Raw genomic sequence first — 8,738 nt, forward strand, 5'->3', positions numbered from 1 at the left:
GCGGCTAACCAGCCGAGGCGGCTAACCAGCCGCCTTTTTTCTTGCCTGCCAGTCCTCGCGCGACAGCCGGTAGAGCACGTGCCGCTTGAGCGCGGGATGGCTGTCTGGAATGCTGGGGTGGTCGAAATCGCTCGATGGGTCGGCTGTCATGCCAAGGCGTTTCATAACGGCGGTCGAGCGGTGGTTTTCCGCCACGGCGAAGGAAACGATCTCGTCGACGGCCAGTGTCTCGAAGCCGTAGGCCAGCCATGCCTCCGAGGCCTCGGTGACATAGCCCTTGCCCCAGAATTCGGGAGCCAACCGCCAGCCGATCTCGATTGTGTCGGCCGGCAGCGATGGCACATCATCGGTCGCGAGGAGGCCGACGAAACCGATGCATTCGCCGGTCGCGGCAATCTCGGCCGCGGCGAAGCCGTAGCCGTCCTCATCGACCCAGGCGCGGAACTCATCCATCTTGGCGTCGGCGGCGGCACGGTCGCGGCGAAACGGGAAGAACTCCATCACGCGATCGTCGGAATTGATGCGATGGAACAATTCGCGGTCGCGATCCTCCCAATTGCGCAGGATCAGGCGTTCGGTACGGATTGGCTTCATTGGACGAATTCTTCCTGCCGGTAGCCCTGCAGATAGAGCAATGCGGTGAGGTCGGCATGGTCGATCCGGACTTTTGCCTGCGCCGCGACGGTGGGCTTGGCATGCAGCGCGACACCGGTTCCGGCCAGGCGGATCATGTCGAGATCGTTGGCGCCGTCGCCGACGGCGATGGCATCGGCCGGCGTCAGGCCAAGACGTGCACAGATTTCGAGCAGCGCCTCGGCCTTGGCGGCGCGGCCGAGGATCGGCTCGCCGACCAGCCCGGTGAAGCGTCCGTCCTGGTCGAGAAGGCGGTTGGCGCGGTCTTCCTGAAAGCCAAGCATCGCAGCGATGCGCGTGGTGAAGACCTCGAAACCGCCCGAGACGAGCGCCGTCCAGGCGCCGTTGGCGCGCATGGTCTGGACCAGCGCGCGGCCGCCCGAGGCCAGGGTCAGCCGATTGGCGACGATATGGTCGACGACGGCGGCATCGAGCCCCTTGAGCAGTGCCACGCGCTCGCGCAGCGCCGGCTCGAAGGCGATCTCGCCGTTCATCGACCGTGCGGTGATCGCCGCGACATGATCCTTGACGCCGATCTCGTCGGCCAGCTCGTCGATGCACTCCTGGTCGATCATGGTCGAATCCATGTCGGCGAGAAGGATTTTCTTGCGGCGTGTTTCAGCCTGCTGGACGATCACGTCGACGGGCTCAGCGGCCAGCGCGGCACGAAGGCTCGCGGTCGTTTCATCAGCCTGCGCCGCTGGCGGCAGGGCAATGTCACAGGCAATGCCTTCGGCCAGCCATACGACGGCGCTTGCGCCCACCGACCGTGAGGCCATATTCGCAAGCGATGGCGACAGAGCGCGATCGGCGGGACGGGAAACAAGCGTGGCAATGAGCGGCATCGAGAATTCCGGCACGGATGCGGACGAAGGCCGCGTGAAGAACGCGATCCTGATAGCCGGGCCGACCGCCAGCGGCAAGTCGGCGCTGGCGCTTGAACTGGCCGAACGCACAGGCGGCGTCATCGTCAACACCGATTCCATGCAGGGCTATGCGGTTCTCGACGTGCTGACGGCCCGGCCGCAGGCGGCCGAACTCGCACGAGCGCCGCATTGTCTCTATGGGCATGTCCATCCCGGCACCGCCTACTCGACCGGCGCCTGGCTGCGCGACGTTATGAAACTCATTGATGACGGGACGCTCTCGCGGCGGCCAATCTTCGTCGGTGGCACTGGCCTATACTTTCGTGCGCTGGCGGAAGGGATTTCGGAAATGCCTGATATTCCACAACGGATACGCGACCGCTGGCGTTACGAATTGAAGGAGCAAGGCGCGGTCAAGCTGCATGCCTTGCTGCTGCGCGAGGATTCGAGCGTCGCCATGCAGTTGAAGCCAACCGACAGCCAGCGCATCGTGCGGGCGCTCGAGGTGCTCGACGCCTCCGGCCGGTCGATCCTGGACTGGCAGGCAGAGCGCGGCCTGCCGCTCATCGACAGGCCGAGCGCGCATTTCCTGGTCGTCGAGCCGGATCGGGCAGCATTGGTTGACCGCATCGAAAGGCGTTTCGACCAGATGCTGGACAAGGGCGCGCTGGAGGAAGTCAAGCAGCTTGCGGCCCTTCGTCTGGATCCAGACCTGCCGGCGATGAAGGCGATCGGGGTCCGCGAGCTCCAGGCCGCGATCTCAGGGCAGTCGAGCTTTCCCGAGGCGATCGAGCGCGCCAAGATAGCGACAAGGCAATATGCCAAGCGGCAGGCTACCTGGTTTCGCCATCAGCTGGGACCGGAATGGCAGAGACTTCGCCCCGGTGACGATCTCGAAACCACGATCCAAACACTTGTTGCTAATGCAACTTAAAAAGTTGCCCCTGAGGGAAGGGTTCTCGCCGAAGTTGTCGGAATTAACGCTCCGTAAGTCGGTCCCTGCGATAAGGTCATGGGGTATTTTTCCATCGGGGAGCAGATGCGTTTCCACAAAGCGGAATCCGCTTTTTTCGTCTTTATCTTCGTGATCCTGGCTGCTGGCCTGGTGACCCTGCACGCCTATGGGCAACTGCAATCCTTCGCCACGGAACTCCATACGGCCTCCGGCCTGGACAAGGTCATCTACCTCAACAAGCTTCTGTTCGCGACCGGCGTACTGCTCGCCACCGCGCTGTTTTTCGGCATCTTCTTCATCTATCCGCTGATCCGCAAGCAGGCGACCGAAGAGGGCAAGTTGCGCGCCATGACGGTGTCGCTCAGCGCCCGCTCCGAAACGCTCGAGCATGCCGCCCTGACCGACGGCCTGACCGGCATGCAGAACCGGCGCTATTTCGACGACGCGCTGAAGGAATATCTCGAGGAGTTCCGGCGCATCGAAAAACCGGTCGGGCTGATGATCCTCGATCTCGACCATTTCAAGCAGGTCAACGACACGCACGGCCACGATGTCGGCGACGAGGTGCTCAAGGCTGTCGCCAGATGCCTCAAGGACATGACACGTTTCCACGATGTGGTGGCGCGCCTGGGTGGTGAGGAGTTCGCTGTGGTCACGCCCAACATGGAGGCGGCCCTTCTGGCCAAATTCGCCGAGCGCATCCGCAAGGCGATCGCCAACATGTCGATCCTCTCCGGCAACAATGTCCGGCTCAAGATCACCACCAGCGTCGGGCTTGCCGTCTGGGATCGCAAGGAAACGGCCGAGGAATTCTACCGCCGCGCCGACCGCCAGCTCTACGAAGCCAAAAGGCAAGGCCGCAACCGCGTCTGCGCCTAAGATCCCATCCCTGAATTCGTGATGCTGGCCGCTTGATGCCGGCTTCCGCGCTTCCGGCCTTCGCCGGCCGAAGCACTTATGAGACGTTGCGCTTTAAGGCTGCTGCCGGCCAAGGCCGATGCTCGCGGATCAAAACACCAATCGGCTCAGCCTGACCACCTCCCTCACGGGATTTACCCAAGCTTTCCGATGAAGACGGGATAGGCCGCTTGCGCGGATTCTCGGGACTATTCGTGGAGGCGTGACGCTCAGCTCAATCGTTCTGCGGGCGCAGGCCGAAGGTCGCGGGTTTGAGGCCGTAGCGTGTGTCGAAATCTTCGTCCGACTGCACGCGCGCCGCCGCCGGCGCTTTGCGGTAGTCGGGGTCGCCGGCCTGCCGGCCGGAATCGACCACCTCGGCGAAAGCCATCGCCTGGCTCTGCGGTTTCGGCACGTTACGCAGCCGCTCCACGATCGCCACAAGGTCGACCTCGCCGGCCTTGGACGTCACGTCTTCCTCGCGCTTGGCCGTGCCCGGAAGCAGGTGAGCGGGCAATCTTTCGAATTTCAGCCGCATGGTCGTCGCTACGCCTTCGCCGAAGGCGATCGCTTCGCGCTGGCCCATGGAGGACAGGAACGCGAGCGTGGAGGCCGAAGAGTCGGCGATCGCCGAGCGGATGATCGCCTGGTCCTGCTCGTTGGCGAGCCGCATGGCGAAGAAGGTCGAGCACTGCGAGAGAATGGTCGGGTCCAGCTCGCCGGGGCGCTGGGTGACGACGCCGAGATAGCAGCCATATTTGCGGCCTTCCTTGGCGATGCGCGACAGCGCGTGCCGGGTCGGCGCGAAGCCGAGACGCGCATCGGCGGGCATGTAGCGGTGCGCTTCCTCGCATAGGAACAACAGCTGCAGCTTGCCTTCGCTCCACAGAGCAAGGTCGAAGGCCAGACGCGCCAGCACCGAGCAGACGGAATTGACCACTTCCGACGGCATGCCGGCCATCTCGAAGCAGGTCACCGGACGGCCATGATGCGGCACGCGGAAGATGTTGCCGATCGTTTCGTGGATGGTGTCCTCGATCAGGCGCGAATTGAACATGAAGCGGTAGCGCGGATCGGCCGCCGCCGATTCGATGCGTGTCTTCAGCGATTTGAGGGTCGGACGATCGGTCTTGCTTTCGAGCATGCCCATGCGCTCGTCGATCTGCTTGAGCAGGTCGGCGATGCGGTAGGGCACCGGCGTATCGGCGGTCAGCGCATCGCTGCCGCGCCTCAGGTAGGCGCCTGAACCGGGGTTGCGATAGAGGTTCTTGGCGAGCGGAATGAGGTCGCGAAGGGCATCGATCTCTTCCGGCACCGTCTCGCGTCCGCGAAACAGCACTTCGGCGAATTCCTCCATCGTGAACATCCAGAACGGCAGGTCGAGCGTCTTGGAATCGACCCTGACGCAATATTCTGGCAGCGAAGCCGCGAACTCGTTGTGCGGATCGAGGATCAGGATGCGCAGGTCCGGTCGCGCCGCGATCGACTTGCGCAGCAGCAGCGACACCGCTGTCGACTTGCCGACGCCGGTCGTGCCGACAATGGCGAAGTGGCGCGCCAGCGTGTCATCGATGGCGATGTTGGCGGCGATCGCCTCGTCCTGCGCCAGCGTGCCGATGGTGATGGAATGGCGGCCGGCCAGGTCATAGACCGCCTGCAGGTCGCGGGTGCGGATGCGGTGCGCGACGGCGCCGATATGCGGATAGATGGTGATGCCGCGGTCGAAGATCGGCCTGGCCCCGGGTTCGGCGCCGTCACGGACTTCGCCGATCAGCTCGATGCTGACCTCGATGGCGTTCTTGCCGTCACTGTTCCAGGCCAGATCCGACTTGCCGATCGCGTAGACCAGGCCGACGGTTCGCGTCGTGCCAAGATTGATCGAGATCATCTTGCCGACCGTCCACAGGCCGGTGATCGCGCCGTCGGCGTCGTCGGCATAGGCGCTGATGGTGGCGCGCGCACCGTCGCATTGCACGACATTGCCCAGGATGCGCTTGTCGTGCTGGTCGGCTGTGCGGCGCTCCTGCGATGTCGGTTCTCCGACCGAAGCTTCGCGTTCGACATACATGGACAGGCCAATCCCCATTTCCCTTGAGGCCGTACCCTACAGGAACGGGGTTAAGGTCGGATGAGGTCGGATGGTGTAGAGAGGATTAAGGTCCTGGTGAAAATTGCTTTGAAATGGCTCTTCACGCACTTGTCGGTTTCGTTATAATGGACGAATGGATAATATAGCGAACGACATTTCCTCGACCATCGGCAGGCGTATCCACACCGAAAGGACCATGCGGGACTGGTCGCTGGCCGAGCTCGCCGAACACTCCGGTGTTTCCAAGGCAATGCTGAGCACGATCGAGCGTGGCATGACCAGCCCGACGGCGGCACTTCTGGTGCGCATAGCGGCTGCCTTCGGCATGACGCTCTCGACCCTCATCGCACGGGCGGAATTGCAGGGTGGCGGGCTGCTGCGCGCGGCCGGCCAGCCAGTGTGGCGCGACCCCGACACAGGCTATGTCAGGCGGCATTTGTCGCCGGCCTGCGACATGCCGCTCGAACTGATCAAGGTCCATCTGCCGGCGGGCGCGAAGGTCAGCTTGCCGGCGGCTTCCTACGCCTTCATCAAGCAGCAGATCTGGCTGATCTCGGGAAAACTCGAATTCACCGAGGGTGACCAAGTGCACAGGCTCGAACCGGGCGACTGCCTGGCGCTCGGAGCGCCGTCGGATTGCACCTTTCATGCGCTGGAGCCGGGCGCCGATTATCTCGTCGCCCTGGTCAGGAGCTGACGTCATGGCACGACGGCCAAAGCGCTCCCACAATGGGGGGCCGCCTCTTGACGACTACAAGGGGCCGCCATGGGGCAAGGGCGATCCATACATCTTCCTGGCCTGGCAGGCCGCGCACGCCAATGCATGGAAGGCGCCGAGCCGCGAAGTCATGCTGATGCGGATGGACAAGGCCGAACGGCTGGGCCTGACCTATGAGGAGTACACGCTCGAGATCCTGGAGCGCGGTCGGCATCTCAAGGAAGAAGACACCGAACGCATCGGCGCCATCAAGGCCGCGCGCAAGCGGCGGCGTGTGCGCCATCTCGACTGAAGCGGCGCTGTCGACCCATCAATCGTTTCCAGAGGACCAGATATGAACGTCATAGAAATCGGGCCGTTGACCGCAAGCCGGGAAACACTCGCACAGCTGACCGATCTGCTGGTCGAAACGGCTGCCGCCGGCGGATCGGTCAGCTTCATGCATCCGCTGGCGTTGGATGTTGCCAGCGCGTTCTGGGAGACGTCGCTGGCCGCGGCGGCACGAGGGCAAAGAATGGTGCTTGGGGCATGGGACGGCGGCGCTCTGGTCGGCACCGTCACCCTGCTGCTCGACTGTCCGCCCAATCAGCCGCATCGGGCCGAGATCGCCAAGCTGATGACATCGGTCGGGCAGCGGGGCAGGGGTGTCGGGACGCGCCTGATGCGAGCCGCCGAACGCCTCGCGGCGGAGAAGGGGCGCACGCTGCTGGTTCTGGATACGGCGAGCGAAGAGGGTGCTTCGGGACTTTATGAGAAGCTCGGCTTCACCTTGGCCGGCGAAGTGCCGGACTATGCGCTGAAGCCGCATGGCGGGCTGACGGGCACGCTGATCTACTGGAAGCGCATCGGCACAGCGTCGCGGTAACGCCAGTCACTCATGCCTTCCCGGCGAGGCGCTTCAGCAGCCAATGGCGGAAATCCTGCTCGGCGCTGGTCAGGTGCGCGGTCGACGGCCTGGTCAGGAAATGCCCTGACGTGCTGGGCAGCTCAAAAACGGAAAGCCGGACCAGCGCTCCGCCGTCGAGCGCCGCGTCGATTAGGGGCCGCGACCCCAGCAGCACGCCGGCACCGGCGCTCGCCGCATGCATGGCGGCAACGAAACTGTCGAAGCGATGCGAGCGCCGGGGATGGCCGGCCAATCCGGCCGCCGCGAACCATTCGGCCCACATCTGGCGTGCGCCGGCCACCAGAAGCAGCGGCAGCGATGTCCAGTCGGCGGCACTGGCCAAGGCCGGGCTTGCCACCGGCACAAGCCGCTCGGCGGTCAGCCTCTCGGCCTCGCGTCCGGGAAAGGATCCGTTGCCGAAACGGATGTCGAGCGCCGAGCCTGGCAAATCGTAGTCGGTCGGGCGATGGATCGTCACCAGATCAAGCTGGATGCGCGGCACCGCCTCGGCGAGGTCGGGCAGCGCCGGAACCAGCGCCAGCAGCGCAAACGAGATCGGCACCCGGAGCGAGACGGTCTGGACGGCGCGCGGTTCGAACAGTTCCGTGGTGCTGCTGCCAATGGTGGCGAAGGCCGACTGGATGTGGGGCAGGTAGGCGGCACCTTCCGGCGACAGCGCGACCCCACGCGCCAGCCGCGAGAACAGACGCGTCTTCAGCCTTTCCTCGAGCAGCCGGATGTGCTGACTGACGGCCGCCTGGGTCAGGCCGAGTTCGGCTGCCGCCGCGGTGAAGTTCGACAGCCGTGCCGCAGCCTCGAAACTGCGCAGCCAGTCGAGTGGAGGGAGGGTAGGGACGGTTCGCCGAGCCATCATCAAATCGATGCCATTGACCAAAAAATGATAATTGGAATTATGCCTTTTGGGAGGTCAACATGCAATCCAAACCACGGCACGAACCGTGGGCAACAAGGCGGATAGGACGGACTCCATGCTCACCGACGTGCTGGTTGGCGATGAAGGCAGAACAATCGAACTTGGTTGGACAGACGGCAAGCGTACCCGCTTCCACGCCGTCTGGCTGCGCGACAACGCGCTTGACGACAAGACGCGCAGCGCCGGCAATGGCCAACGCCTGATCACCATCCTCGACATTCCGGCGAAGACGAGAATTGGCGCTGCCGCCATCAAGGCCGGAGCGCTGGAGATCAGCTTCGAGCCGGAGGGAAAAACGGTCAGCTTTCCCGCCCAATGGCTGCGTGCGAACGCCTATGATCGCGATGAGACACGCCAGCCCGGTTGGACAGGCGATGTCATCCAGCGCTGGACCAGGGCGACGATGCAGAAAGCGGTGCCGCGCGCCAGCTATCCGGCGGCCTTGCATGGCCGCGGTGTCCTGCGCGAATGGCTTTCGGCGGTGAGGACTCATGGCTTTGCGGTGATGGACGGGCTGCCGGCCGAATCCGGGGCGCTGTGCAAGGTGTCCGACCTGTTCGGCTATGTCAGGGAGACCAATTACGGGCGCTGGTTCGAAGTGCGCGCCGAGGTCAACCCGAACAATCTCGCCTACACCAATCTGGGCCTGCAGGCGCATACCGACAATCCCTATCGCGATCCGGTGCCGACGCTGCAGATCCTGTCCTGCATCGAGAACACGGTGGAGGGCGGTGAATCCAGCGTCGTGGGCGGCTTTGCC

The 8,738-nt window shown here is 64.0% G+C and carries 10 protein-coding genes; 6 read left to right on the forward strand and 4 right to left on the reverse strand.

Going from position 1 to position 8,738, the window contains the following annotated elements:
- Positions 1 to 21 precede the first annotated feature (21 nt).
- Both LB555_RS24465 and serB read right to left on the reverse strand, forming a co-directional pair.
- Positions 22 to 594: a GNAT family N-acetyltransferase gene (locus tag LB555_RS24465; RefSeq protein WP_015317279.1), complete on the reverse strand. Its 573-nt coding sequence runs from the start codon at positions 592 to 594 to the stop codon at positions 22 to 24.
- Positions 591 to 1,478 carry a phosphoserine phosphatase SerB gene (gene serB, locus LB555_RS24470; RefSeq protein WP_224683990.1) on the reverse strand — a complete coding sequence of 296 codons (888 nt, stop codon included), beginning with the start codon at positions 1,476 to 1,478 and terminating at the stop codon, positions 591 to 593. The genes LB555_RS24465 and serB overlap by 4 nt, the downstream gene beginning before the upstream one ends.
- Between serB and miaA the strand changes: the two genes are divergently transcribed.
- Together miaA and LB555_RS24480 are read left to right on the forward strand one after the other, a co-directional pair.
- Positions 1,468 to 2,433 carry a tRNA (adenosine(37)-N6)-dimethylallyltransferase MiaA gene (gene miaA / locus LB555_RS24475; RefSeq protein ID WP_224683991.1) on the forward strand — a complete coding sequence of 322 codons (966 nt, stop codon included), beginning with the start codon at positions 1,468 to 1,470 and terminating at the stop codon, positions 2,431 to 2,433. The two genes, serB and miaA, sit on opposite strands and share 11 nt — an antisense overlap.
- 105 nt (positions 2,434 to 2,538) lie before the next feature.
- The gene (locus LB555_RS24480; protein ID WP_041163809.1) at positions 2,539 to 3,333 is read left to right on the forward strand and encodes a GGDEF domain-containing protein; all 795 of its coding nucleotides are present in this window, start codon (positions 2,539 to 2,541) and stop codon (positions 3,331 to 3,333) included.
- A 253-nt stretch (positions 3,334 to 3,586) separates the two neighbouring features.
- Here LB555_RS24480 and LB555_RS24485 read toward each other — a convergent pair whose 3' ends face one another.
- Positions 3,587 to 5,419 (reverse strand): ATP-binding protein, encoded by a 1,833-nt coding sequence (locus LB555_RS24485; RefSeq protein ID WP_224683992.1) that lies wholly within the window; start codon positions 5,417 to 5,419, stop codon positions 3,587 to 3,589.
- A 154-nt stretch (positions 5,420 to 5,573) separates the two neighbouring features.
- Here LB555_RS24485 and LB555_RS24490 point away from each other — a divergent pair, with 154 nt between their 5' ends.
- Genes LB555_RS24490 through LB555_RS24500 form a run of 3 tightly spaced genes read left to right on the forward strand, consistent with a single transcriptional unit; the run spans position 5,574 to position 7,023 of the window.
- The gene (locus tag LB555_RS24490; RefSeq protein ID WP_140822183.1) at positions 5,574 to 6,137 is read left to right on the forward strand and encodes a helix-turn-helix domain-containing protein; all 564 of its coding nucleotides are present in this window, start codon (positions 5,574 to 5,576) and stop codon (positions 6,135 to 6,137) included.
- A gap of 4 nt (positions 6,138 to 6,141) precedes the next feature.
- Positions 6,142 to 6,450 (forward strand): hypothetical protein, encoded by a 309-nt coding sequence (locus LB555_RS24495; protein ID WP_015317285.1) that lies wholly within the window; start codon positions 6,142 to 6,144, stop codon positions 6,448 to 6,450.
- Between the two features lie 42 nt (positions 6,451 to 6,492).
- Positions 6,493 to 7,023 carry a GNAT family N-acetyltransferase gene (locus tag LB555_RS24500; RefSeq protein ID WP_140822181.1) on the forward strand — a complete coding sequence of 177 codons (531 nt, stop codon included), beginning with the start codon at positions 6,493 to 6,495 and terminating at the stop codon, positions 7,021 to 7,023.
- Between the two features lie 10 nt (positions 7,024 to 7,033).
- Here LB555_RS24500 and LB555_RS24505 read toward each other — a convergent pair whose 3' ends face one another.
- Complete coding sequence (locus LB555_RS24505; protein ID WP_224683993.1) at positions 7,034 to 7,915, reverse strand: LysR substrate-binding domain-containing protein; 882 nt, start codon at positions 7,913 to 7,915, stop codon at positions 7,034 to 7,036.
- Positions 7,916 to 8,033: 118 nt separating this feature from the next.
- Here LB555_RS24505 and LB555_RS24510 point away from each other — a divergent pair.
- On the forward strand, positions 8,034 to 8,738 hold a 705-nt coding region (locus LB555_RS24510), incomplete at its 3' end, for a TauD/TfdA family dioxygenase (protein WP_224683994.1).

This window comes from Mesorhizobium sp. BR-1-1-10, from assembly GCF_020165595.1.
GTDB lineage: Bacteria > Pseudomonadota > Alphaproteobacteria > Rhizobiales > Rhizobiaceae > Mesorhizobium > Mesorhizobium australicum.